This window comes from Alteromonas stellipolaris, from assembly GCF_001562115.1.
In the GTDB taxonomy this organism is placed as follows: domain Bacteria; phylum Pseudomonadota; class Gammaproteobacteria; order Enterobacterales; family Alteromonadaceae; genus Alteromonas; species Alteromonas stellipolaris.
The window spans coordinates 3,435,384-3,461,310 of sequence record NZ_CP013926.1 but is presented as its reverse complement, the minus strand read 5'-3'; the positions used below and the strand labels follow the sequence as shown (position 1 = coordinate 3,461,310).

At 40.9% G+C, this 25,927-nt stretch carries 22 protein-coding genes; 11 read left to right on the top strand and 11 right to left on the bottom strand.

Translation table 11 applies throughout. From position 1 onward, the window contains the following. The first annotated feature begins 23 nt into the window (after positions 1–23). Genes AVL57_RS14835 through AVL57_RS14825 form a run of 3 tightly spaced genes read left to right on the top strand, consistent with a single transcriptional unit; the run spans position 24 to position 3,596 of the window. Complete coding sequence (locus tag AVL57_RS14835; protein WP_057790054.1) at positions 24–1,226, top strand: ABC-three component system protein; 1,203 nt, start codon at positions 24–26, stop codon at positions 1,224–1,226. 1 nt (position 1,227) lies between these two features. Further along, entirely contained in the window at positions 1,228–1,671 is a 444-nt protein-coding gene (locus tag AVL57_RS14830) for a hypothetical protein (protein ID WP_057790056.1), read from the top strand. Then, a complete protein-coding gene (locus AVL57_RS14825; protein WP_057790058.1) occupies positions 1,668–3,596 on the top strand; it encodes an ATP-binding protein in 1,929 nt (642 codons plus the stop codon). The genes AVL57_RS14830 and AVL57_RS14825 overlap by 4 nt, the downstream gene beginning before the upstream one ends. Positions 3,597–3,901: 305 nt before the next feature. Here the strand turns inward: AVL57_RS14825 and AVL57_RS14820 are convergent, their stop codons facing one another. Further along, the gene (locus AVL57_RS14820) at positions 3,902–4,597 is read right to left on the bottom strand and encodes a transposase (protein WP_057795976.1); all 696 of its coding nucleotides are present in this window, start codon (positions 4,595–4,597) and stop codon (positions 3,902–3,904) included. A 478-nt stretch (positions 4,598–5,075) separates the two neighbouring features. Here AVL57_RS14820 and AVL57_RS14815 point away from each other — a divergent pair, with 478 nt between their 5' ends. Beyond that, the gene (locus AVL57_RS14815) at positions 5,076–5,933 is read left to right on the top strand and encodes an SHOCT domain-containing protein (protein ID WP_057790059.1); all 858 of its coding nucleotides are present in this window, start codon (positions 5,076–5,078) and stop codon (positions 5,931–5,933) included. Between the two features lie 422 nt (positions 5,934–6,355). On the opposite strand, the gene AVL57_RS14810 is transcribed toward AVL57_RS14815, so the two are convergent. Both AVL57_RS14810 and AVL57_RS14805 read right to left on the bottom strand, forming a co-directional pair. Next, positions 6,356–7,864: a serine hydrolase domain-containing protein gene (locus AVL57_RS14810; protein ID WP_057790069.1), complete on the bottom strand. Its 1,509-nt coding sequence runs from the start codon at positions 7,862–7,864 to the stop codon at positions 6,356–6,358. A 154-nt stretch (positions 7,865–8,018) separates the two neighbouring features. Beyond that, positions 8,019–9,068 (bottom strand): Gfo/Idh/MocA family protein, encoded by a 1,050-nt coding sequence (locus AVL57_RS14805; protein ID WP_057790071.1) that lies wholly within the window; start codon positions 9,066–9,068, stop codon positions 8,019–8,021. A 202-nt stretch (positions 9,069–9,270) separates the two neighbouring features. Between AVL57_RS14805 and AVL57_RS14800 the strand changes: the two genes are divergently transcribed. Next, entirely contained in the window at positions 9,271–10,608 is a 1,338-nt protein-coding gene (locus tag AVL57_RS14800) for an MATE family efflux transporter (protein ID WP_057790073.1), read from the top strand. Between the two features lie 312 nt (positions 10,609–10,920). Here the strand turns inward: AVL57_RS14800 and AVL57_RS14795 are convergent, their stop codons facing one another. The 5 genes from AVL57_RS14795 to AVL57_RS14780 all read right to left on the bottom strand — a co-directional run bounded on the left by AVL57_RS14795 (position 10,921) and on the right by AVL57_RS14780 (position 14,844). Further along, complete coding sequence (locus tag AVL57_RS14795) at positions 10,921–11,166, bottom strand: DUF4235 domain-containing protein (protein WP_057790075.1); 246 nt, start codon at positions 11,164–11,166, stop codon at positions 10,921–10,923. A gap of 127 nt (positions 11,167–11,293) precedes the next feature. Continuing rightward, positions 11,294–11,461, bottom strand: a complete 168-nt coding sequence (locus tag AVL57_RS21060; RefSeq protein ID WP_082604849.1) for a DUF1328 domain-containing protein — start codon at positions 11,459–11,461, stop codon at positions 11,294–11,296. A gap of 411 nt (positions 11,462–11,872) precedes the next feature. Then, positions 11,873–12,697: a 2,5-didehydrogluconate reductase DkgB gene (gene dkgB / locus AVL57_RS14790; RefSeq protein WP_057790077.1), complete on the bottom strand. Its 825-nt coding sequence runs from the start codon at positions 12,695–12,697 to the stop codon at positions 11,873–11,875. A gap of 22 nt (positions 12,698–12,719) precedes the next feature. Further along, on the bottom strand, positions 12,720–13,652 hold the full coding sequence (locus tag AVL57_RS14785) for a TIGR03571 family LLM class oxidoreductase (protein WP_057795978.1): 933 nt from the start codon (positions 13,650–13,652) through the stop codon (positions 12,720–12,722). Between the two features lie 10 nt (positions 13,653–13,662). Then, positions 13,663–14,844, bottom strand: a complete 1,182-nt coding sequence (locus AVL57_RS14780) for an MFS transporter (RefSeq protein WP_057790079.1) — start codon at positions 14,842–14,844, stop codon at positions 13,663–13,665. Between the two features lie 316 nt (positions 14,845–15,160). Between AVL57_RS14780 and AVL57_RS14775 the strand changes: the two genes are divergently transcribed. Next, positions 15,161–15,607 carry a DUF3010 family protein gene (locus AVL57_RS14775; RefSeq protein ID WP_057790081.1) on the top strand — a complete coding sequence of 149 codons (447 nt, stop codon included), beginning with the start codon at positions 15,161–15,163 and terminating at the stop codon, positions 15,605–15,607. 150 nt (positions 15,608–15,757) lie between these two features. Here the strand turns inward: AVL57_RS14775 and AVL57_RS14770 are convergent, their stop codons facing one another. Beyond that, entirely contained in the window at positions 15,758–15,976 is a 219-nt protein-coding gene (locus AVL57_RS14770; RefSeq protein WP_057790083.1) for a hypervirulence associated TUDOR domain-containing protein, read from the bottom strand. A gap of 698 nt (positions 15,977–16,674) precedes the next feature. Between AVL57_RS14770 and AVL57_RS14765 the strand changes: the two genes are divergently transcribed. The 4 genes from AVL57_RS14765 to AVL57_RS14750 all read left to right on the top strand — a co-directional run bounded on the left by AVL57_RS14765 (position 16,675) and on the right by AVL57_RS14750 (position 21,404). After that, on the top strand, positions 16,675–17,310 hold the full coding sequence (locus AVL57_RS14765) for a PEP-CTERM sorting domain-containing protein (RefSeq protein ID WP_057790085.1): 636 nt from the start codon (positions 16,675–16,677) through the stop codon (positions 17,308–17,310). Positions 17,311–17,346: 36 nt separating this feature from the next. Then, the gene (locus tag AVL57_RS14760; RefSeq protein ID WP_057790086.1) at positions 17,347–17,691 is read left to right on the top strand and encodes a hypothetical protein; all 345 of its coding nucleotides are present in this window, start codon (positions 17,347–17,349) and stop codon (positions 17,689–17,691) included. 135 nt (positions 17,692–17,826) lie between these two features. Further along, complete coding sequence (locus AVL57_RS14755; RefSeq protein WP_057790088.1) at positions 17,827–20,835, top strand: VWA domain-containing protein; 3,009 nt, start codon at positions 17,827–17,829, stop codon at positions 20,833–20,835. Positions 20,836–20,861: 26 nt separating this feature from the next. Then, positions 20,862–21,404 (top strand): hypothetical protein, encoded by a 543-nt coding sequence (locus AVL57_RS14750; RefSeq protein ID WP_061093593.1) that lies wholly within the window; start codon positions 20,862–20,864, stop codon positions 21,402–21,404. A 40-nt stretch (positions 21,405–21,444) separates the two neighbouring features. Here AVL57_RS14750 and AVL57_RS14745 read toward each other — a convergent pair whose 3' ends face one another. Next, positions 21,445–24,231, bottom strand: coding sequence for a tetratricopeptide repeat protein (locus tag AVL57_RS14745; RefSeq protein WP_057790091.1), 2,787 nt, complete (start codon positions 24,229–24,231; stop codon positions 21,445–21,447). A gap of 105 nt (positions 24,232–24,336) precedes the next feature. Further along, on the bottom strand, positions 24,337–25,233 hold the full coding sequence (locus AVL57_RS14740) for a PEP-CTERM sorting domain-containing protein (protein WP_057790093.1): 897 nt from the start codon (positions 25,231–25,233) through the stop codon (positions 24,337–24,339). A 328-nt stretch (positions 25,234–25,561) separates the two neighbouring features. On the opposite strand from AVL57_RS14740, the gene AVL57_RS14735 reads away from it, so the two are divergent. Beyond that, on the top strand, positions 25,562–25,894 hold the full coding sequence (locus AVL57_RS14735; RefSeq protein ID WP_057790095.1) for a hypothetical protein: 333 nt from the start codon (positions 25,562–25,564) through the stop codon (positions 25,892–25,894). The last annotated feature ends 33 nt before the right edge of the window (positions 25,895–25,927 follow it).

Sequence of the window (25,927 nt, the reverse complement as noted above, 5' to 3'; positions counted from 1 at the left end):
TTTTATATGAGCGAGGATAGTAGATGAGTAAAACACTTGTAGTTATGGTTCATGGGCTTACTGGTGGTGATAAAACTTGGGTAAATGAAGAGAGTGGTGCTGCCTTCCCTGATTTATTAGCAGAAAACGATAAAATAAGACACAAGGTTGATCTTATTGAATTTGATTACTTTACGAAGATCGTAAACCTGACTCAAAACGTAGTTACTAACTCATTTGTAGGCTTAATCAATAAAGTCCCTGGTCTTAATTTTAATAAGCCAAAAATTCGTAAAAACTCATCTATTGACTCTTTAACAAACGCTTTAGCTACTTTTTTAGAAGTTGAATCAGAAGGCTATGATAGCATTGTCTTTATTTGTCATAGTATGGGAGGCTTAATTGCAAAGAACTTCATTTTGAATCATTTAGCTGATGAATATGATGATATTAATTTGCCCGTCATAGGTTACATATCGTTAGCTACTCCACATAGGGGAGCATTTCCAGCATTAATACTAGGCCCCATCAATGTAAATTCTAAAGAATTAAAGCCTCTAAATAAGGACATGACTACGTTAAATGACCTTTGGGTAGATAAATTTGATAACCTGCCAAAAAGTTATTACATTGAAGCACAGCATGATGAATGTGTCGGGGAATTAAGTGCAACCCCAAATACTACTAAAAAATTCAAATCTAAAACCTTACCAGTAAGTCATAGCGAAATTTGTAAGCCTACTGATTCTAAAAGTCAAACTTATAAAGCAGTAAACAAATATTTGATAGATATTTTGCATAGTCATAGTCAAAAGAAATTGACGCAAACAGAGTATGACTCCAGTGAACATTCTTATGATAAAGAAATATTTGTTATTAAAATGGCTTTAGCTTCAATTGAAGAAAAGTTAATAGAAGATGCGAAAGAGTCTTTCTTCCATGCTGAACTGATAATGAAATCTGCTAAGAAAAGTGAGCTTGAAACTTTTAATGAGCTCAAGACTAAAGTTATCAGTTTATATAGAACTTACGGTTCTTGTAAGGGGATAAAGTCTAATAGTGAAGTCGTTAAAGAAATACATAGTAAAATAGTTGAATTAGACAAAAGTTCATTGGATTGTATTGTGGATTATCTTAACTTTTTACATAAAAAAGGAATTCTCCATCAAGAAGCTAATAAGCTGAATCTAAAGATTAACTGGTGTGAAAAAGTAACTATAAACGCTATTGAAAGTGAGGTTATGTAGCTTGTTTGATTATAGAAATGAAAGATATTACCGAATATTTTTAGTTACTTTCTTAATAGTTAATTTATCTAAAAATAGGACAGGAAAGAAAGTATTATCGGTTGAAAAGCTAGAAATATTGTATTTTATTATTAATAACCCTTTTTTATTAAAAAGAATATCTAATGTATTGAACTTAGGAAATGTTGAAGGGTATCAGCAGGATTTATATGAAAAAGGATATCAATTTTCAGATATAAGGGATAGAAGTGAAGCACTCATTCCCTTTGTTTTTCTAAAAGAATTGAACAAAGTTGGCTTAAGTCAAGATGGTTTTATTGAAATTAAAGAGTTAACTAATATAAGTACCTCGTCAGAATATCTGAATAATAATTTACCAATATTTAAAAAACTAGCCTCGTTAACTGAAGCTAAGCTGATTAAGGTTGTATCGGAGAATTCATGAACAAAGTAAAAATGGAATTTAAAAGATTAATAATTGTAGGTATTGATCGTGAATATTGTTGCCGATTTGAAACAGGATTAAACCTAATATGGGGAGATCTTGATTCAGGTAAATCTAGCATCTTGAATCTTATTAATTTTGCTTTAGGAGGAAAGTTTGGAGATCTAGATAATGATGAAATTACGACTTATGGAAGAACAGTATGCTTAGAGGTGTTGTTAAATAGTAAAGTCGTTACTCTATGCCGAGTATTGGGCGAAAAAGTAAACCTTATTAAAGTTTATGATTGCAATTATGAAAGTGTCAATGACCATTATCCTATGTTGTGTTCAGCTTCACCTGAAGGTACTGAGCCTGATGGTTGGATTTCAAATCTATTATTAGATTATTTAGAAATCCCAAAGGTTAGACTTAAACAATCAAAAACTCGCGACGATTCTGATAGTAGCCGCTTGAGCTTTCGTGATTTGATGAAGTTAATCCATTTAAAGCAGAAGCGTGTTGCAAGTGATAATTTAATGGATTTAGCTAATGGTTTTAAGTTTAACAGAAATGTTGAAGTACAAAAATTTATATATGGGGTCCATGATGATCAGGTATCTAAATTAAATCAAGAGATTAAAGAGGAGTCTGTAGAGTTTAAATCACTGAGTAACCAAGCAAAATCAGTTGATACTTTTTTACAGGCTACAGGTTCAAAAGTTAATTATGATGAAGAAGTCTCTAGCTTACGTGAAGAGTTAGAAGGAATTGACGAGGAAATTAATTTATTAAAAAATGATAGTAACCTCGCATCATCTACATCAAGTGAATTTAGTTCAGAAATAAAGCTTTTAGATGAAAATATTCAAACACTAGAAGCCAAAAAAGATTCCTTAAAAGTTAAGTTAACTGATTATAAGCGTTTAAAGGCTTCATATGAAAAAGACTTAAGTTGTATTAAAGAATCAATTATAATGAGGAATAACTTAAGTACTGATGAGCTACTCAAAAAAGATGTAAGTTGTCCTACTTGTAATGGAACCATTCAACTAAATGATGATGTTTTAACTAATGAAGAATTAGAGCATGAACAGCGCTCCTTAAGAAATAGATTATCTGGTTGTACAAAAGCAATTGATAAGGTTAAAAGTGACATCACTCTCTTAGATCAAGACTTAATAGAAAGAAAAACAACTTTAAAGCAAATAAGAAGTGATTTTGAACTTAATAATTTAGAAGCCTTATCTCCAATTATAGAGATGATTTCAAGAGCTGAAGCTCTGAGGCGCTCATTAACTAGCAAATTAGTAGAGTTAGAAAAAAACTCCAAGTTGCTGAAGAAACTGAATGAAATGTATTCTCGAATTGAAAGTAAAGAATTGCATATTAAAAAATTGAAAGGCGATTTGGAAAAAGTTGAATCTCAACTAATATCCACTGATGATATTATAAATAAACTATCTACGCATTTTAATCGCTTAATGAACGATTCTAAACTGACAAGGATCTATGGCTCATCTATCGATAAAAAGTTTATGCCGAACTTTAGAAAACGTTCATATTCTAAAAACTCCTCGGGTGGTGTGAGGACATTAATGTCAGTCTATTTGTATATTTCGAGGTTAAAATACCTTATAGAAAATGGAGGTTACTTGCCAACGACATTACTTTTAGATACTCCAGGACAAAATATAGGAAAATATGCACGAGAGGGAGATGATAGTAGTTTGTCTGACCCTGCAATATATGAACAAATTTATAAAGCTATGGTTGATCTGAGTGAATTAACGCTTAAGGATAATTATCAAATAATAGTGGTTGATAATGATCTTGCAACTTCTTTGAAAGAAGATGATTATTTCTTAGTAAAAAGGTTTGATAAAACGGAAAAAAATGGAGAAAAGGGCTTAATTAGCGATGCGAACTTGCCTGATAAATCCTGAAGCATATACTGTAATTAAGCTTTAATATTAAAGCTGCTAAATTGCTTCAAACTAATCGTATGTAAATTTGTTTTAGGCCGTTTATAATTTTTTAAATCCAGGTGCTATCCTCATAAAGCTAACTTTTAATAGTTCATGCAAATTCAATAACCTATATTGAAAGTATTCTGGATTTAATGTGCCTTCAGGTGATGCATCTACTGCTAACTCTGCCAATTTAAAACCAGCAAGAGCCTTTGGGACTGTTAAGTTAAAAACTGGTTTATCTAAATAAAGGGGTCAGAGTACATTATCCTTCAAAATTCTCAGTCCTCACTTTTTGGTGGGCGCCCTAATTTTTCGTTTTTTAGGGCGATACCGGTTAGGTTTTCAATTTGTTGTTTAAATTTATTGTTACCTAATACTAACTCTTTTTTTGAGCAGTATTGAATATTGCCAATAAGTGTTTGGGAGATTTCAGTCTCGAAAAGTGTACGGTAGGCTTTCATGCGCTCAGTTTCAGTTTTCCCTAAAGATAAATATACTCTGTGGGCGCAGCATAGTGTCGATTTTACCCCTAACGCGTTTATTGTGTAGCTAGACCATTTATATTCCGCTGGGTCTAACACCATTTTCGCCCTTACAGGGTTGAGTTCAATGTATCTGTATACGGTAAGCAGATATTCTTCTGAATCTACCAAGCTAGAGGTAAATCCACCTTCCCACAGGGTTCCAGTCCGCTTGTATTTTTGGTTAAAGTACCTAACATACATGCGCCCTAAAGGCTGCATCATAGCGCTCACACCGCGGTTATCATATTTAGGGGTACAAAGGAGGTGGGTATGATTAGTCATTAGCACCCATGCATGAATGCTAACATCAAATTGTAGGGAAAATTTCTTCAACCAGTGGATGTAAGCAATGTAGTCACTTTCACAGACAAAACAAATGGACCGGTTATTACCTCTTTGAATAACGTGTTGTGCAAAGCCTGCTGGTGCTAGTCGTCTTTTCCTGGCCATCTCTAAATCTGCCATATTGGATTGTTATTTATCACGATGGATAAATTCAGCTTTAGCTACAACCCTGTACCAGTTAAAACTAATCTAAAAGACAGTGATGAAAAGTTGGGTCGGTAGGCATTTATACAAAATAAAAGTACTCTGACCCCTTATTCTTAATAATCAACATCAGCAACGGATTCAGGGGAGACAGGTTGCTAGGCAGTTACTGGGGTAGCGTTGCGCCTGAATTGGTAGATTTATTGTTACCTCACGCGAGTAAAAGGATAAATACCGTTAAGTAAAAATCAGACTTACGCACACATCTACTTTTAAAGACAATCTCAAAACAGGTAAAGTTATCTGCATCAATAACCTAGAGCAGAGTCGTCACGCATGTCATTTTTCCATTTCTAAAGATGACGGTCTTGCTTATTATGTAAACCTATAGTTTTATGATTCACGCCGATATCGCAATATTTAAATTAGAGAAAAGTAAATGAATGGAAAAGTCGAACAAATAAAGGAACTTGTAAAGCTAAAAGAAAGCGGCGCATTGTCTGAATGCGAATTTCAGAAACTTAAGCAAGAGTTGTTGGCAAGCGAAACCGAACAAGATTTAAAAGCCCAAATGCCCAACAATACAATTCGAAACCTCACTGTCGTTACACTTGCCCTACTAATTATTGGGGTGGCATATTATTTTTTGATATTTGATGCGTCGAATAAAAAGCAAGTAAACAAAAATACCATTAAGGAGAATGCTTCTGTGGAGTTTTCTTTTTTAGGTTCTTGGGCAGGCGTAGGGTATCAGAGCAGCGGATCTAAATGGACAATTAAGGTAGTTTTGAATGAGGGTGATTATCGCATCGATTACCCATCATTAGCTTGCGGAGGGCCTTTAACGTTAATTTCAAAATCGACAAATAAAATGGTTTTTAGAGAGAGTATTACCAGAGGCGTAGGAAAATGCACTGATGGTGGGAAGCTTATAATATCAAGAATAAACGACAACGAATTGAAATGGGTTTGGTTTGATAGCAATGATGAAGACGAGGTCAACTCTCGCGTTTTTCGTTATGAAACACAAAATGAATTTGATCAAATAATTAATTTGATGGATCCTAGCCTTGGTTTGAAAGCGGGGGATTGCGCGCAAGTGAACTTTGTCGGAAAGGGACTGTTTAATTCTGGTGAAAGAAACACAGTACGAGGCAGGCTTACCTATACTGGGTCAAGTAACGCCTTTATGAAGATAGTATCTATGTCTAATGGAAGCCTTTATTATGATGGAGAAACCCGTTACATAGGTAATGAAATAGAAGTGCCAAAGTCTTGGATAAATACCTGCGACTAAATGTTGCAAACTGTCTTTTTGACTGAAGCGCAATAACAGTAAAACCATTACATGATGGCCTAATAACGACGACGGCATGAAACCTGCCGAGAGTGAACTAATTTGGTGTAACTGCCTATCTCAAATTACTCAATAGAGAGTTAAAGATAGGCAGATGAACATGATGAATAAAAGGGGCAGAGTACATTATCTGAATTAGTTCCGACCAGATCTGACACATCGACTTGAAAAGATGAGAGTTACCCAGTTTGATAAAGGTGTCGAATCTTTATTAAACAAACCAAAAGGTAGGAAACAGATTTGGGCTGAGAAGAATTTAGCTCAAATCTAATCTGACGCTGGCACCAGAAAAACTGGGTAACTGTCAGATCAGGTCTGAGCTAGTACACATTATCTCTAGAAAGTACTCTGCCCCATTTTTCTTACTCTTTCTTCTCACCCCGTATGTCACCATCCATCACAATCGTCTTAACGATTCCGTTGTCGTCAATCTCAAAGCTGATACTACTTCCGTTCTTGGCAAAAAAGCGGCCATCACCCTCATGAAAATACCTTTCATTTTCAATGTACGGTAAAGCATTAAGCACGAAGCCGTTTTTTGCTTCCTGCAATACCATTTCAACATCAACAGGGTCTGTTACCACGTAAATACCTATATACTTACTCAGCTGTGTTTGGCTGATTGGCACTAAAGGTTTAACTTCAGCTTGCGAGTACCCCACATCCAGCGCTTCTTTTAGGCGAACTTCTAATTCGCTAATTAACTGGCTACCGTTATCGCTGTTAGTCATGATGGCGTAGCCGTTGCCGGTACCTAACTCAATATATAACTGCGACATAAAACCTTTATCTGCGCCGCCATGCCCAAAGCCGACAATTTCACCGTCTTCATCCATATTGATAAAAAAGCCTATTCCTACATTGGGCGCTTTATTGCTTGGCGTATTATTGGTTAATATTTCTTGTGCAGTAGCCTTCGTTATCCAATCAGTTTCTAACCCTAAATATGCGCTACGTACGCCGCTTGCCATTTTCAACATATCTGATGGTGTACTCCACATGCCCGCAGCTGCAAGCGTCGCATAAGTATGAGCGCCACCTTCTACTGGGCTACCGTCATCATTGTAGGGCGTAGCCATATTGTTCGATAACTTAGGCGATATGGGCTGTTCGAAACCAGAGCGCGACATACCTAACGGCTTAAACAAAAGCCGTTGTGCCATTGTCGGCAAGGATTCGTTGGCTATGTCTTGTAAGGTAAGTTGAGCGAGCGTAGTACCACCACCTGAATAGCGCATTTGCGTGCCGGGTCGAAGGTCAACCACTACCGCGCTGGTATTAGCAGGCTCCACACCATCTAACACTTGCTGCAAAGTAGGCACCGGTTCACCGGCCGCGTAACCAGGGAAACCATGCACTGTAGTGCCAGCGGTATGACTCAACAACCTACGTAATGAAACCACCTCTTGTCCAGTCCATTCATGTTCTGGGAGTTGCCAGCTGGTGAGTAAGTTGTTTACGTCTGTATCTAAATCTAGCGGGTTATCTTGGCGATATTTCATCAGTACCGTGGCAAAGGCGGGTTTAGAAATGCTACCGGCCTGAAATACTGTATCTTCATCAACAACTAATCCAGAGGCTACATCTTTAACGCCATGTTCTAACGTCCAAGCTAGCTGCCCATTTTTCATATAAGCGACAGAAACCCCTGGCACATTATAAAGGGCTTGCCGCTGCGCTAAAGACTGAAAATCAACCTCTTGCCCTTCAATACGAATTCGTTCTGCAAGGCCGACTAGTAAAAGCTCGGCTTCCGTAGAGTCTTTTGTTGAAGGGATATTTAGCTGCGAAGTTTCAGGTTTTGTGCAGCCCAACAATGAAGCTACGCAAATAGAGAGCGCGAGAGAGGTAATTATCTTGGTTGTTTTCATCTAAGTATTCCATTACGTGTTGATACGTCAGAGTACGTTCCTGCAATTACTTCGTCAATCAGTCTCCGTTTGGAATTGAAGAGGGCAGCATTGTAAGGTCAGAGTACTTAATTTATATAAAAGTACTCTGAGCCCATTCCTATATATAGGAGGTTTAAACGAATTCTTTTTCACCACCTTTTGCCGCTGAGCGATAGATGGCGTTAAGCAATGCAATAGAGCGGCGACCTTCGAAACCGTCAACCAATGGGGTAGTGGCATTCTCAAGTGCCTTCAACACATCTTCGAAATTTCTTTGGTGCCAAACAAAATCAATGGCTGAAGGGTCGGCAGCTCCTGCTCCGGCTTCACTCTCATCAAGGCCATATTGCTGCCTTATTTCATTGTCATGCTCACTTTCATTAGCAAATTCCCATAGTCGGAATTTATCATCGCTCATGAAAACAGAACCCTGAGAGCCTGTAATTTGTATTTCTGCGGGGTGTCCGTTTTTAGACCAGCACGCTGTTGAGCCCTGAATTACACCCAATGCGCCACTTTCAAACTCCACCATTGCTATGCCAACATCTTCTACTTCTATTCCCTTATGAGCAACTAGTCTCGTTTCTGCCCTTACGGATTTAACGTCGCCCATCACATAAAGCAATAAATCGATGGTATGGATTGATTGGTTCATCAAGGCGCCTCCGCCGTCTAGCTTCCAAGTTCCACGCCAAGCGCCGCTTTCATAATATTCTTGAGTACGCCACCATTTAATATAAGCATCGGCCATGGCAATCTTGCCAAAGCGCCCTTGGTCTAAAGCCGCTTTTAGTAGTTGCGATGATGCATTGAAACGTCGGGGGAAAATGCCCGCCAACATCACATTGTTTTCAGCGCATACGGTTATCATTTCATCCACTCGTTGAGTGGTAACTTCAAGGGGCTTTTCGCAAATAATGTGTTTACCGGCCTTTGCCGCAGCGGCTATAGGCTCTAAGTGAAAACCTGAGGGCGTGCAGATAGTAATCACATCAATATCGGGAGAGTTTATAAAAGAAGTGTAATCGTCAAAAGGTGTGCAATTGTGTTTTTGAGCGAACGTATTCGCTTTATCAACTGAACGTGAATAAATTCCTGTTAGCTGTGCGTTGGGTATAGCTTTAATGGCCTGAGCATGAAAATCTGCAATCATACCGGCGCCCACAATTCCAAATCGATACATTCCTTGTTCCTTTTTTCAACAGTTTGCGAAAGTATAGGGAAAACCAGTGCAGTAAACTAGCTTTGAAGTAAAAGGGTAGAGTGCATTACCCTTTAAAACTATCCTGACTCCACTCTTAACCGCTTTCTCACAAGAAAACTTTTCCAGTGGGCTTAAAAATCGGTATGTTGTTGCGGGTATTCGTTGTAGCCGAGGAAGCGTGATGCAAGAAGTAACCAAATCTGAACCATCGTTAACGGAAGGCTCTATTATCGCCCACATGGTGCGGCTTGCTATCCCTGCATCAACGGGCATGATTTTTAATACATTGTATAACCTGACTGATATTTGGTTTGCTGGCTATCTGTCAGATAATGCACTTGCCGGTTTATCTATCGCATCTAGCGTTTTCTTCTTATTGCTATCTATTGGTATTGGCATTCAAACTGGGGCATCGGCAATGATCGCACCGGGCGCCGGAAGAGGGGAGACCCATGAAGTAAAAGGATGGCTAGATAATGTTAGTGGCCTGGCCATCGCCTTTAGCGCATTGTCTTGTGTGATAGGTTACTTTGCTGCACAGCCTCTTGTTGTGTTGCTTGGCGCAGAATCTCACATAGAACCCCTTGCAATGGAGTACTTATGGGTAACGCTGGCAGGGTCGGTAGGTTTCATTTTATCTTTCGGTGCTGCGGGTGCACTAATGGCGCTAGGCGATACAAAATCTAACCGAAACGCGCTCATGATTGGTTTTTTCGCGAATTTTGGGCTCAACCCATTCTTTACTTTCTTTCTCGATTTAGGGGTAAGCGGTATAGCGCTGGCCACTGTAGTAATCAAGTTTGCCACTGCGTTTTACTTGTTCCGTGTGCTGATGAAGCGATTAAACATATCGGTTATGCCAGCCTTTGATAAAGAACGCTGGCAGGCGTTACTTAAACAAGTACTGCCCGCTAGCTTTAATATGCTCACCATCATATTAGGTGGATTTATTACCGTTGCGCTTATTGGTCAATTTGGTAGTGAACATGTAGCAGGGTATACCGTTGGGCTGCGCCTAGAGCAAGTGTTGTTGCTTCCAGCTTTAGGGTTAAATAGTGCGGTAATGGCGATAGCGGGTCAAAATATGGGCGTTAACCGTTACGACCGCGTTAGTGAAACGTATCGCAAAGGGTTGTTAATCGGCTTCTTTATGGCGGTAGTGTCTATTCCCGTGATGTATTTTTTATCGCCATTGGCAATGAGCCTTTTTACCAGCGACAGTGCAATTAAAAATACAGGTGTAACCTACCTTAGAATTGATACATTAGCTTTTTACGCTTACGTGGTTTTATTTCAAAGTGTGGCTATATTGCAGGCAATGCAAAAGCCCATGTTTCCTATGTATTTAGGCATTGCTCGTCAACTGGTTGTGCCCGCTTCAATAAACTATGTACTGATTGTAGTGTGGGGCTATCCCATGGTGTCTATGTTCTACACCATTGTTACCGTCGTTATTTTAAGCGCTATTATTGCGTTTTTTTATACCAGAAGGGAGATAAACAAAGTCCAGCGTAAATAACTAAGTGGGAAATAGTGAATGGTGAATAGTTAAGCGTGAATAGTGTAATGAAAGTAGTGAAGAGAAACGCAGAGTGTTATTTCTACTCGTGTATCAATAGAAAGATGAGAGCGGCAAAGAAACTGTTGGGCTTAGCCCGTTATGCTTACGCCAATCTTCTCAGCCTAATATACTCAGCCTAATATACTTAGTCTAATGTACTCAGCCCAATGTATTTAGTTTTACGTACTCAGCCAGGTTTTACGTACTCAGCCAGCGATTTGATACCTCTTATAAATGCAGATGTTCATAAGAGATATCAATTCGTAAACGCTATTTAGATTTACGTTTATCCAGCGCATATTGCACCGCCATTCTAGCAATACCGGCGCCAATGCCGGACACTACTGCCCAAGTGACGGCCTCTTTAAGGTCTGTATCTTCACTTCCTTTGTCTTTTGGAGCTGGTTCATTGGTCACCTTCTCCCACGACTTTTGTAACGTTTTTCTTGCTAGAATGCCTGCGGATGCAGCGGCAAGTCCGATACCTACGTTCGTAATTAGTTGTTTATTACTCATAACGTTCTCCATTAATTTCATTGATGAAGCAAAAAGCTAAAAAAAACAGCCATTAATCAAATGACTAATAGCTGTTTAATTCAGACTTACTACAAGCCCTAAAACCAATTTTTACATTGGTGGTTGGCTACCTTTTGCCCCTGACCATGTTCATCACAATTGAAATGATCAGTAGAATGACAAAAATACCAAATATAATTTTGGCGATACCCGCTGCAGAACCAGCAATTCCACCAAATCCTAATACTGCTGCAACTAATGCAACTACTAAAAATATTAAAGCCCAACGTAACATAATGTATCCCTTCAGTTTGTGAGTTAATGTGATTAATACTTAAGTTGTAAGTTGCAAACCGTAGGCCTACTTCGAAAATATCGTTAAGATATTTTCTAAAATGCAGACAAAATAGGGCTTGTAGCTTGGTTTTACCCAGAAAAGAGAGTGCGTTTTTTGCGCCGTAATATATGTAACGGCTAGAGAGGATGACTATTTTACCGAATAAAGCTGTAAATATTTCTCGAATAAAGGGGCAGAGTACATTTTATCTATTTCCTTAGAAAAATACTCTGCCTCCCATTTATTTAGGTAACAGTCACCACTGCTTTTTGTTTAGCTTCTTTAGAATAACGAAGCGCGTCGTTAAGGTTTTCAAAAGCAAAAACTTGGGGTGTTTTTACCACTAAACCTTCGCTTGCATAACGCCTTCTAATCCCACTCAGGGGCAAAATCAGGAGTAGCTTGACGGTCGCCGCAGTCTAGTGCGTCAATTTTTGCAATGTCTTGTGCATCAAGTGTTAAGTTAAGTGCTTTGAAATTGGTTTCTAAATTCTTACGCTTGGTAGACGATGGAATAGTGACAAGACCGTTGGCAAGCTCCCAAGCGACTACCACTTCAGCTGCGCTCACCCCATGTTTCTCTGCAATGGCAACAATGGTGTCGTCTTTTAACACTTTGCCTACAGCAAATGGCATGTAGCCGGTAACAACAATGCCATGCTTGTCACACACAGCGCGCACTTTATCATTGGTCAGATAAGGATGAACTTCAACTTGGTTAGTGGCAATAACACCTTCACCTAAAATACCTACGGCTTGTTCAACTTGAGCCACTGTAAAGTTAGAAACACCGATTTCATTGGTAAGGCCTAACTCTTTTACTTTTAGTAGCTCACCTAAGTATTCTTCCATGCTTTCACCGTTTTCTGGTGACGGCCAGTGAATAAGCAGTAGGTCTACGTAATCTAGCTGAAGTTTCGCCAAGCTTTCTTTTACACTGTCAATAAAGCTCGCTTTGTTTAGCTTATCGTTCCACACTTTGGTGGTAACGTATAAATCTTCACGTGCTACGGCACTGTCTTTAATAGCTCGGCCCACGGCTTCTTCATTGCCATAAATTTGTGCGGTATCAATGTGGCGGAAACCTACTTCTAGCGCCATCGTCACGCTGTTATACGCTTCTTCGTCTTTTAAACGAAATGTGCCTACTCCCAGAGAAGGAATTTTAGTCTGCGACTGATTTACGTTAGGCATGATGTCTCCTTGTTAATTTCCGTTACCAATGAAAATGCGGTAGCACGTGCTCAGCAATTCGCTGCATTGCGTCTTCAACCGGTCGAGTATTTCGCCTGAAGTGAAGGCCAATATGGTTAACGCCCGCGCTTTTCATTGCCTTAAGTTCTTTGATAAGCCCGTTTACGCCAGTTTCAACCCCGAATCGGTGGCGTTTTATCGGTGCTTCGTCGTCTTCAACCAAGTTAAGGTGGATAAAGCTAACGTAAGGTTTATTGCCTGCAACTTCCCGCCATAAGGCTACGCGTTTTATATGATCGTTTGGAGTACCTGGGTAGGCGAGCCAACCGTCCATGTTTTCCCCAACCCACTGCGGGCTTTGCTGTGCAAGCCCAGCAACGTAAAGCGGCGTATCGAATAATTCAGGCAATGACTCAGGCTGCGATTTAGGAAGTACTGCCATACCATTGGTTAATTGCGCATTGCCGTGTTTTACAATGTCGAGCGACTGCCTAAATTGCTCACCCCGGGTGTTAAAGTCGACACCAAAGAGCGGATATTCAACGGGGCGGTCGCCACTTGCCACGCCAAGAATAAGCCGGTTACCACTAAGCTTCTGTACGCTCGCCGCGGCTTTCTTTACTAACCAGGGTTGGCGTAAGGGCAGTACGACGGCCGCTGTACCCAGTAAAATATTGTCAGTAATACCTGCGAGATAGCCAAGGTAAGTGAAGGTTTCAAAAACTTGTGCGGCATCGCCAAAGTTTGGGTCATATATAGGCACATCGCGCACCCAAGCTACCTTAAAACCTAATTTGTCTGCCAATTGGATACGACTGTGATGTTGAGTTAAATCAGGTACGCCAAACGGCGTACCTTTTGTAGCATCAAAATATGCCCAGTCGTTATCTAGTGGAAGTTCTACGCCTACTGAAAAGTTGTGCGCTGCTAGTTTATCAAACGTGTTGGTAGTCATAATGGCGCCCTTACGCATTTATCGTAGCGGAAGCATCACGTTTATCTAAGTAACCGCTGTACCTTGTTACCACTAACGCAGACACAGAAATAGCAGCGCCTATCCAAGCTGTGTCAGACAGTTGCATGCCCTCAACAATGGCACCGCCAACAATTGAACCTAACGCAATACCAATGTTGAATGCTGCAATGTTTAGCCCTGAAGCAACATCTACCGCATTTGGTGTGAATTTTTCAGCAAGCTGCACAACATATACTTGAAGGCCAGGTACGTTTCCAAATGCAAACGCCCCCCACACTAGAATAGTAATTACTGCCGCAATTTTGTGACCCATGGTGAAGGTTAGGGCGAATAAAATAATGGCCAGTGCGCTGAAGATAATAGTGAGCGCGCGAATAGGGCCTTTTTTATCAGCTAATTTACCGCCATATATGTTTCCAACGGCAACCGAGACACCGTAAACCAGCATAATCAAGCTGATCGCAGAAGGAGCAAACCCTGATTCTTGTTGCAAAATAGGCGCAAGGTAAGTAAACGCGGTAAAGGTGCCGCCGTAACCTAGAATGGTCATTAGGTATACCAATACTAAACGGGGCTGAACCAACACTTTCATTTGTTCGCTTAACGTAGCAGGTTTACTCTGTTTTAAGTTGTTTGGCACAAGTAACGCACTGCCAATAAGCGCAATGGTTCCTAGGGCAGATACCACTAAGAATGTGGCTCTCCATCCAAAGCTTTGTCCAATCCATGTGCCAAGCGGTACACCTGTTACCAAGGCTACGGTAAGGCCGGTAAACATAATGGCAATGGCACTGGCTTCTTTCTCTTTAGCAACCAAGCTGGTGGCGATAGTAGAGCCAATTGAAAAGAACACACCATGGGCAAGGCCAGTTAAGATACGCGCCACTATTAGGCTTTCGTAACTAGGTGCCTGCCAGGCAAGAATATTACCGGCAACAAACAAAGCCATAAGGCTTAGCAGTACATGTTTTCTGTTCCATTTACCGGTTAATGCGGTTAATACAGGGGCGCCAACAGCCACGCCAACAGCATAAAGACTGACGAGTAATCCCGCGCTGGGTAGGGTTACGCCAAGATCTGACGCTATCGTGGGTACTAATCCCACAATTACAAATTCGGTAGTACCAATAGCAAACGCACTTAACGTTAACGCAAATAATGCAATAGGCATTGTTAATCCTCACAAAAGTGGCTCAAAAGAGCTGTTATTTAAGTGCACACAGTGTGACGATAAATTTGTTTGTGAAAAACAGCGTTAATAACAAAACACTTTTGTGATTTTTGAAAATATAAATAATGGGGTCAGTGTACTTTATTGATATAAAGGCACGCTGATCCTATTTCCTGCTATTTCTCCCTGTTTCTTGCTATTTTTCGACACTATTTCTGGGAAAAACAAATATTGAGTAGCCAAAGAAAATTGAGTGTGGGTAAATATCATCAGTGAAACACGTTATAATGATTTATAAATGTGAATAGGAATTGATATGAAAGTCTGTGGTGTAGATTTAAAAGGTAATGAAGCGAATGTATGTCTGTTGTCGCTGATAGATGGTTTGTTTCATGTGCCCGACTGCCGTACGCGTCGGTTAACGTTAGCCGATAGTAGTGCTAAAGGTTTAAAAAGTTTTCAAAGTACTTTCGCTAAACTTGTTGCCGACTACAAAATTGATGCTGTAATAATCCGTCAGCGTCAAAGCAAAGGTAAATTTGCTGGCAGCGCTATTGGCTTTAAATTAGAAGCGGCTATTGAATTAATTGAAGGGTTAGATGTTGTTGTATATAGCCCAACTGATATTAAAGAATCTTTACGCCGAAACCCAATTGCAGTGCCTTTTGCAGAAACAGGTTTAAAGCAGTTTCAAGAGCCTGCCTTTACTTCCGCTTATGCATGGTTAATGCAGAATCATTACGCTTCGCAAACAGACGAGTAAATTAAGGGGGCAGGGTACTTAATCTTTTAATACTCTTGCCCAATTTCACTGTATAAATATTTGCCTAGCAAATGCTTCGGTATGCTCACTACATCGCTATGAGAGAAAAAGAAAGGGTTATCATACTAAGCACGATAATCTAAAAATAAGTTAGGACGTTTTATTGAGTTCACTGTGCGATTTTAGTACTTCAGTACCATCGTCCTGTTCGATAAGATAAGCAGGGTCTTTTTCGCTGGCATCTCGTTTCACAGATGAGCCTTTAATTGTGCGCTCCACATCGGTGGTATACTTCTTTCGAATATTGCCTGTGGCGCTACCTTTTCCCCATTCCCACTCTACTTCTGTGTTAATAGCATAATGTTTCATTTTAAATCCTTGTGTAAATGATAGCGAAGGTTTGCGCGCTAGATTAGGTTTACTAGAACGAAACCACGGTGCTAAAAATTAATATACGCACAAGGTTTTAAACGGTGATTATTGGGTTAAGTTCACTAACCAGCAATAGGGGGAGGGAAGTAAGTAAACGGGGCTCTCATTACTTCACGATAGGCAAGACCGAAGAGGATAGTTTTGGATCACCAATGTAAAGAACTGCGACATTAGACTAACGTCGCCTTAGCATCTAAATGCTAATAAACCTATTAAAAGCAGAGTGTTAGTTAGTTTTTTTGCAATTGGCCTATGTACGTAAAAAAGGCTGACAATTATCCTCGATTATACCTAGTAAAGCGCTAATTCAGAGCGCCAATTATGTTGCCCATTCATTAAAAATTATTTTTAACTCAAAAGTTAAATCTCATTAACATGGATAGAAATTCTATTTAATTTCAATCGTATAAACCCCTTTGTGAAAACCTAATTCTACAAATTAACTATGTTGCCTGCACAAATATTCACCGATTTGGTCTGCGTAATGCATAGTCATTCGCGGATTGCGCACATATAAATCAAGCCTTTGAATGGATTTAGCAACGGAATGCTACTGTAGTTTGGTTAAACCTCCGCCTGCTCTCTCAATCGCCCTAACGCGCAACTCGGAATAACTAGTTAAAAAAGGAATAACTATGTCTATCTCAAAAAGCATGTCTAAGCTCCGTCTAACAATACTTTCTTTTGTATTGCTAATAGGTTTCAGTACAACTGCTAATGCCGCCATCATTACACTAACGCCCAGCTCTTCAATCTTGAATGTTGGCGACAATGTAACCATCGATTTTGTTATTAGTGATTTAGCATCTGGCGGTGCACCAAGCCTATCGGCCTACTTTGTTGATGCATTGTTTAATAATGCATTGTTTAACTTCGTCAGTGTTTTTAACTACAGTACGGATTTGGGTTTTTCATTAAACAGCCCTGCAGAGTTTATACCTCCTTTAGTGTCACCGGGAATTGTGAGCGTATTAGATTCAACATTTGAAACGCCCACATTTTTAGATATCAACCAGCCAGCAAGCTTCACAATGTTCTCTATTACATTTCAAGCGATAAACATGGGTACTGGGGGGTTCACTATCGACACCTTATCATCTAGTTTCTCGAACTCAGATAATACAGGATTGATTGATATTACCGCATTAAACACCACTAGCGTCAGCGTCACTAACGGACCGACCCCCGTTTCTGAGCCTGCTACAGGAGCATTACTACTCACTTTGGTTGCTGGACTTTTCGCAACCAATCGCCGTCGCCGTGTGTCATAAGGCATACGCGACTTTTTTTCATGAAGGAATATGATCATGAAACATTTCGTCACTAAAACCGTTGCTGGAGTGTTGTTGTCCGGCGTTACTATAGCTGCCTCTGCCGACTCTATTGGCCTTAGCTTCGATGTGATTGCTAAGTCTAGTAGCCAAGTGGAATTCAATTTACTTGCCGAGAATATCGGTACCCAACCCATCTATAACGTCATCATTGAACCTAGCTTTGATGAAATCCCACAACTTAATTACGGTGACTTATCAGCCGGTTCTCAGGAAGGTAGATACGTCAATCTTCAGTGGGCTGCAGACGAACCACCCACGCTAAGTTGGAAGATAACTTATGTCGATGCTAACGGCAATACCGTCGTAGAGCATCAATAAATAGCGTTTAATAGGCACTGTTCTCGCAGTCTACTTTGTCTTAGCCGTTCTAAAAGTGCGAGCAACCCACACACAGTATGGAATCGTGTGATTTGGGGGCTGTTGTGCCGACAAAAGAGAAATAAGGATATCACCATGAATGTATTTAAACGGTGTTGCCAATCGCTGCTTATCGCGATCGCCATATGCGCGGCAACATTTGCTAACGCCAAAACCGACCTCGTGTTTATTGTTGATGGCTCCGGCAGTATTAACAGTAGTGACTGGAATATTCAGAGACAAGGTATTGTTGCTGCAATCCAAGATACTCTTGTTGTACCACGTGACGGAAGTGTTTCAATCGCTGTCGTCCAGTTTGCTAGCTCGACGCGGTTAGAGTTCCCATATCGTCTCATTGACTCAGAAGCGGACGCGCAAGCTGCAATTTCTGCCGTTCAGTCAATGAGTCAGTTTAGTGGGTCAACAGGGCCTGGTAACGGAATAAACACCGCAACAAGTCATCTTATCTCAATGGGCGCCTTGGAGGATGATTTCCAAAGCTACTGTCTATCTACCGATGGTAATCGCAATACAGGCGCTACTGTTCCAAGCGCAATAAGCAATGCGCAAAGCGCTAATTTTAGTCTTGACCGTTTCAGTGTGATCGCTATAGAAGATCCACCTTTCTTTGATGAGAGTGACGCGATTAACAACTATGAACCGCATGTATTCGGCGGGGGAGCAGTGTTCGTCGTTACGAGCTTTACCGAGTTTGCAGGTTTCGTTGGCTCACTTTGTATGGGTGAACCGTTGAAACTTGTGGGTATGGAAGTTACACAAGTTGTTCAAGATTTGGATAACAAAGTGATGCTGATTGAGGAAAAGAAAACCTTAGTCAGAACCTACATTGAACCCAAAGACGGTACTGACCCTGTAAAAGCAACCGCGCGCTTGAAAGGCACCCGTGGTGGAGTAGATCTTCCAGGTTCGCCATTAACAGCCAGCAACTCTGGTGGCTCAATTGTGGCTAAACCTGATGCGTTATCTCGTCGCGACATCTTAAGCGACAGCCTGAATTTTCAACTGCCTGACTCTTGGCTCTCTGGTACTGTAGAACTGGAGCTTGAGGCGGTTGGTGGCACTCTTGAATGTATGGAGAGTGCAGGCCCAACTGCAAATGATTGTATGTCTACGGTTACCTTCAACCAAGGCTCTGAGCTTGAAGTGAAATTCGTTAAAGTGAAATATGAAAAATCGGGTTCCACAATCCAGCCAAGTAATGCCGACTTAAACGAGTTAGAACAACGTTTACTCGCCACTTTCCCAACATCTAAAATTGACCGCACTACCGGTACCTTAGATATGGGCGCCAGTGGCGATCCGAAAGTAGATGATGTGCTTAGCCGTCTTGAGTCCATGCGCTTCTTAGACTTTTGCTGGGATCTGTACGGATGTGAACGTCTTTATTACGGTGCAGTTGATCAAACCGGTAGTCTTCTAACAGCAAGCGGGAGTGGCACTGGCGGAAAAGCCAACGGTATTCCTGGAGCAGTTTCCGCGGGGGTGATTCGAGATGGAAATAGCTACGGCCGTAACCGTCACGGACACGAAATTGCTCATACCATGGGGCGCCACCATGCTTCAAACGCGGCATTAGTTGGTACACAAGTTTTTGGAACCCAAACCTATGAAAAAGGAGCTTGTGGTTCATTTGCGGAAGTAAGTGCGCCCAATTTCCCGAATATCTTCAATGTATCGGGAGCACAGCGCGCAACTATTGGTCCAATGAGTTCAGGCGATAACAAGTTGGTTTATGGCTGGGATAGCCAACGTAATTCAGTCGTCGACCCAAATAAAACTTTTGCGATGATGAGCTATTGTAGTGGTTTCCGCTGGCCTTCAGATTTCAGTTACGAAGGTATCCGCTCTTACATTAACACGAACTTTTCAACGGCAAGCCTTATTGCGCCATCTCCAATTGCTGTGAAAAGCTTTTCGACAAAAGTGGCGAGTTTCACTCAGTGGAAGTTGATTCGGGGTATTATCGATTTGGATAACTATTCGATTCAGTTCTTACCTGCGCTACCATTTGAGCTACCAGCAGGGGTGATCCCACCTAACCAAGACGGAACGGACTACATCCTCGAAGTTAAAGATTCATCGGGTAACATTATAGATTCAGTGCTATTTACACCGGCGATGCTGGAAGGCGACGGTGAAACTGGTGGAGGCTCAGGTCAGCCCGACGATGGCACAGCTCTCATGTTAGTGCCAATCATGAGTTCTTTAGATATTTCTACGATCACTGTCAGACGTGCAACCAATAATGATGTTGTTGGAACACAAACGGCAAGTGAGAATGCCCCTGTGGTGGAAGTTACCTTCCCAAATGGTGGAGAAATATTAAACCCACCTGACGTGGATATTGTTTGGACTAGCAGTGATGATGACCCTTCTGACGTGCTCACACATACTGTGCAGTTCAGCCCAGATTCGGGCACAACGTGGGAAACATTGGTGACAGACTTTTCAGGAAATACGCTCAACGTATCTCTTTTTGACCTGGGTCAGACAACACAGGGGCTGGTACGCGTAATTGCTTCTGATGGTTTTCTGTCTGATACTGATGAGTCTGATGGTATCTTTACTACGCCAAATACAACGCCGTCTTGCCAGATAACCTCTCCTGTAAATGGTGCGTCGTTTGTAGGTGTGCAGCCTATCAATCTAAGCGTATTTACTCATGATACCGAAGAGGGTACAGTGAGTAATATTCAATGGAGCAGTAACTTAGATGGCAATCTGGGTAACGGAGAAACCATTCAAACTGAATTGGGGACTGGAATAAATGCGTCTGGTATTCGTCGTCTTCGCGAAGGTACACATATCATCACTATGAACTGTACTGATGGCGGTGGCTTGTCTGCACAAGATACAATTTCCATTTCCGTAAGCCTGATCCAGCAACAAATTAAAGGTGATGCGGATAACGATGGTGATGTAGACCGCAATGACATCCTGTTGCTAAGACAAGATCTCGGTAAGCCGACTGATGGCAGTAGTTGTGGTGCGAAATGTGACATGAACGATGACGGTGTTATCAATGCACTTGACTTACGCTTCTGTACTCTCGCTTGTACTCGTTCAGCCTGTGCAGTCAATTAGTAAGGTGCGGCTAAGGTGGTAACGCGTTGGCCGACATGTTAATGAAGTTGAAGGGCGGTTTTCTCATTGGTATCTTTGTCATCTTCTCATGTAGTGAAGAGACAAATATACACCCAGAGCAAGCCGCTCTTTCTGCCCCCCCCTCTATACTTTCAGGCAAAGTTGAGTATGTCAGCGATGTCTCTTCCATGGCTAATCAGTTTTATTCTAACGCGGATATATTGGTTATTAACGAACCAAAAACACTGACTACATTTTGGGGCGATTATGGAAAAAACCAGAACTCGTCGTTCGATATAGCCAAAATACAACAGCTTGAGTCTTCCGTTCAGTTAGCGCAGCAGGGGTGGATAATAACATCTCTCGATTCTCGAGGAGTCTTCAACACGGCTACTCCCGAAGGCCCCTTCGTTGTTTGTTTAGCGAACATTTCAACAAAAACCAAACAGGGCTATTGGATGATTGAAGGATGTACTGATCAAATTCCTCTCCCTCAACGTCAAGAAACACTAATCGTTACCTTTGGCGAATCTGGTGTGGGCTATTACTGGGAAAAACAAGCAGACTGAAGCAATATGCTGGCAATAAAGGATGTAAAGCATATATGCGTTAAAGAGAGTTGAATAAAGCTCTGGCTTCTTCTTTTTCTGCAAAAGGCAAGTCTGACGCAAGTGCATTGGCAAGTTCTACTTTAGCCTGCTGATGCTTCCCTTGTTTAAACAAAACGAAACCTAGGTGGTACATAATATTAGGGTCGACGGCATCGAAAGAATAGGCCTTTCTTAAATTAGGCAGCGCTTCGGTGTAATTTCCCTGAAGTGCCAAAACCCAACCATATGTATCTAAAATTTGTGGTGTATTTGGTGAAAGTGATAACGCCTCTTCTGCGTATTTTAGTGCCCTTGGTAAATCGTCTTTCGTTTCTATATAAGCAAGGTTATTTAAGACGGTGGCTTTGTCAAAAAGTGCGTCTATCTTTGATAAAAATTCATATAGCGTCTTTGCATTATCATGTTCACCTTGGATTAAATAGAAATCTGCTAATAGTCTTTTATGGAAATAGGCGTTGGGATATTTCTCAACATAAGGAAGCATAAGTTCTTCAAAGGCTATAAACATACTTTCACTGCTCGCACTTTGAAATAGTGAGGCTGCGTGTATAGATGTATGAGGGTCAAGTTCAAACGCGTGGGAAAATGCGCTGAACGCCTTTTGTTTATCGTTTGTCGCATTATAAAAATTGCCGGCTAATAGATAAACTTCAGGACTGTTAGGTGCCTTGGCCTGAATAGCGTCAATTGTTTTTTCCAAACCATCAAGCTGATTAGCCATTAAGTTAAGTTTAGCTTCTTCTAATGCTATTGTTACGCTGTCTGGTGCAATAGTTTTAGCGTCGGTTAGCGAGGTACGTGCGCCAGTTAGATCATTTGCGTTAATCTGTAATTTACTAAGCTTAACCAAAAGCCTAGGGTTGTCGCTCCAAAGGCCATATAAAATATTCAGCGCTAACCTGGCTTTTTCATATTGTCCCATTTTTGTTAAAAGCGAAGCTTTTGCAACCAATGCAGTTTGATCTAGTCTGTTTTGCTTCAGCAGTTCACCCACTTCTATCAGTGCATTTTCATGCTGTTCAGAATTGATGTAAATTTCTAACAGTAAGCCTGAAATGGGGGTACTTTGCGGTATATCCCTTTTGGCGGCAAGTAAGAGTGACAATGCGGCCTCGATATTATTAGATTTTGCCAACGCTTCGCCTAAGAGTAGAGTATGTGCAAGGTTGGGGTTGCGTTGGAATAGCTGTTCAGCAATGACTAGCGCCTCGTCAACTTCATTCAGCTTGAGCAAAACTTCCGTATGTAAAATTAAAGCTCCCGGTGCGTTGGGATTGTGTTTTACAATCTCTTGCGTGATGGCTTTCGCCGCTTCTAAATTACCCCAACTATCCTGAACTTTTGCTTCAAGTAATTTAAGCCGATTCATATCTTCGGTCGTAGGATAAAGGTCTTTAATGTCATCCAAAGCCGCTTGATATGAAGACGTCTGCATTTTTAATTGGATGCCCAACAGCTTTAGTTTCTCGTCTTGTGCTTCGCTAAAGGTTTCGTTAAATACCGATAAGGCATCGTCAAAACGGCTGCGCTCTATTAACGAGTTCATACGTACATAACTGAACGTTGCTTGTGGCCCATGAATGAATTCTGCTTGTTCAATAAGCCTGTCACATTTAAAACTGCGATTGTTTTCAATAAATAAATTACACAAGGTCACCGTCAGAGGTATATTGCGAGTAACCAAGGTTTGCCGTCTATCTAATAGCGTGAGGGCATCTTTCGGCGTATCTAGCTTAATATATGTATCAGCTAGCAAGGCTAGCGCTTTTACACTGTCTTCATTATTAGCAAGGTAAGTAGAAAATGCCTTCACGGCGCTTTCATAATCTTCATTTAAGTACGACGCAAATGCATTGATAAATTGCAGCTCTTGGCTGCTTTGCATAATATCTTCAGGCAATAAAGTTAGTGCCGCTAAAAGTTCATCGAATACTTGCTTGGCTATTTCGGTTTGATTATTTTTAGCGCGAAGCTGCCCTAAAAGCAATTTAACGTAAGGGTCTCCAGGGGTTTGATCTACTATTGTTTGTACAATTTTTAATGCGTCATCATTATTGTCGATAGCCATGTAGGCACTTGCCAACGAGCGCATAATAATAGGGTTTTCCGCAGATAAAGAGTGGGCGCGTTCCAAGAAACTCACCGCTTCTTGTGTATCACCTTGTCGATAAGCTAACTGGCCACGTAAATGAAGTGTTTGAGGGTTTTCTCCATATTTGCTCGATGCCTTTTGGATATAAGATTTGGCTCTCTCGAAATCATTTAGGTTGAGATAGTGCGACGCATAAGTTTGTATAACGCGTAAGCTATTGGGCTGTAGTTCATTCGCTTGGTTTAAATACTGAATAGCCTCTTTAGGTTTTGGCGATTGATGCTGCGCGCTGCTTTTAATAAGAAGTACTTCAAATGCAATATCCTGCTTCAAACTAGCAGTATCAATACTCAAAATACGTGAGTAACTTTTTAATACAAGTAACGCTCGCGCAATTGTCACAGCGGTAAGGTTTTTATCTGCTCCTAGTTGCTCTGCATCATGTAACTCTTGTAGCGCAGCATCAAAAAAGCCTTTTTTGTAAAGGATCTTCCCCATCAATATCTTCGAGGGCACATGGTTTGGATTGGCCGCAAGTGCATTCTTTAAATGAATATATGCGCTTTCCGAGTCTTGTTGTGACATAGACTCCAAAGCAGACTCAAAATACTGCTCTTCAACCTCAATGGCATTGCTCGATATAGAAAACAGTAGAAACATTAAGGTGATTATGACAATACGATTGTAATACATGGAGCAACCATTTGGCCTAAAGGGGGATTTCAGTTTACGAAAAAAGGTAAAGTGGATAAACAAAAACGACGCTTTACAGCGCCGTTGTGTTTAATTCATAGCAAGCTACTTCGACTTTCTACGTCGTAGTAAAATAACACCAGCACTTAAAAATAACGCTATGCCAGCAGGTTCAGGAACCTCTGTGGCTTTTACAATAAGGTTATTGATGGCACCTGAGCCTGGAAGGTTAACAACCAATTTAGTCACATTAGTGTACAGCGACGCCAATTCCGTAGAAACAAAGTCTTTCCTTGCGTATTCATTGTTACCCGGCGCTAGCACTTGGGTGCTACCTGACGTGCCGTCTGCGTAGAAAAAGTAGATAAGGTTTTGAGGAGATGTTGTATCTGTACGCTCAACGCCTTCAACGTCGAAAAAGTCTAAATTAAGGATATCTACTGGGCCATCGGTAAAATCGAATACAAAGAATCCACCAGGACGTGTTCCTTCGTCGTCAGGGTTTGTACAGCTTGTTGCATTGCACGGTTGCTCATTTAAAATTAACGCATTGCCTGGGCGAGACCATAAACCGCCCCCGGTGCCCGCTTGAGCTTTAATATCAGCATAGTAGCTTTTGTAATCTGTGAGCTGATCGTATTCATCGCCCGAAATACTGCCTACCCAGCTGCCGTTAATCTTATCAAACTCAAGGTCAGGGTCTTGTGTGTTGTTAGCTTGCGTATTGAAAGCTGCTTGTCTATTGCTATAGTCAGGGTTTGCAGCATTAGGGTCGTCATTACATACGCCTGTAACTCTGTCTGTACCAGCAGCGGCGACGCCGTTTGTATTACAGCTTGAGATTAATATGCCCCAATCAGCGTATTCATCATCGATAACCTGTCCATTTTGAATTCTATTTAAATTTGCATCCAAATCGAAATCGACAACTCTGACCGTAGCCAGCACATTTGCTGACGATACACATAAAACTACACATAACAACTGCTTCAACGACAACATTTAAGCCATACTCTATTATATTTTAATTTTACCTTAAGCATGAAGTGTACCATTGTTTAAAGCATTGATTTGTAGTGTTTTTATTTGAGTTTTAAAATTAATTGTAAAGAAGTTTGACAAATCGCATTACGCCTACTTATACCTTAGGTGTAGGAAGCCGGTTTGAAATTAAAAGAAAAGAAAAGGGTTTTCTCACAGTCTTTACTTTATAAGGTCAGAAGCCATTTCGCGGACTCAATACTTACAAAATTAACATTGACTCTATTCCATACTGGAAAAATGAACAAAATTTGCTGATAATCAAATCTTTAAACTATTCAAAGATATAATGGAAACTCGACTCCCTCTGTACAAAAAGTTGTTGGTGATGTGCCGTATTGAACCTGGCTGTCTTGGGCCTCAAGGAACAGACTACGTTGAGGAATTTTGCGTTTTCGCCAAACAAAAACTGAAAGACAACCGCGGTCATTGTTTACGTTGGGTTGTGAAACCTCGTTACGACAAATCACTTCCCGAGCTAGAGTTCCAGATGAAAAACATTACGGTATCGCGAGAGAATGCTGACAAGTATATGAACAGCTTCGATATTGATATTGATGTTTTCGAAGAAGAGTTGGAAGAAACCCTTGCCGATTTGGTTGATGTTTTTTTTGAGCGCTAAATAAAGGGGTCAGAGTACATTACTTAGACCCCA